Genomic DNA, 441 nt, shown 5'->3' with positions numbered 1-441 from the left:
CCACGGCCATGGCTGTGGAATGCGTTTACTGAAGGCGGCGCCGATCAACTGTGGGAGCGAGCCTGCTCGCGAAGACGTCGTTTCAGCCGGCACATGCGTGACTGATACACCGCTTTCGCGAGCAGGCTCGCTCCCACAGGGTTCTATGTCGTACTCAGATTTGAAGGAATCACCATGATCCCCAACGAAGACCAAACCCAGATCCGCGACATGGCCCGGCAGTTTGCCGAGGAGCGGCTCAAGCCGTTCGCCGCCGAGTGGGATCGCGAACACCGTTTCCCCAAGGAAGCCATCGCCGAGATGGCTGAGCTGGGCTTCTTCGGCATGCTCGTGCCGGAGCAGTGGGGCGGCTGTGACACCGGCTACCTGGCCTACGCCATGGCCCTGGAAGAAATCGCCGCCGGCGACGGTGCGTACTCGACGATCATGAGCGTGCACAAC

The 441-nt window shown here is 62.1% G+C and carries 1 protein-coding gene; it reads left to right on the top strand.

The annotated features are described in order from the left end of the window. Positions 1-174: 174 nt before the first annotated feature. The coding region (locus QMX86_RS28190; protein WP_282390437.1) for an acyl-CoA dehydrogenase family protein at positions 175-441 on the top strand (267 nt) is incomplete at its 3' end.

This window comes from Pseudomonas sp. PS01270, assembly GCF_029959775.1.
Lineage (GTDB): Bacteria > Pseudomonadota > Gammaproteobacteria > Pseudomonadales > Pseudomonadaceae > Aquipseudomonas > Aquipseudomonas atacamensis.
This window is presented reverse-complemented; position numbering and strand designations above follow the sequence as displayed.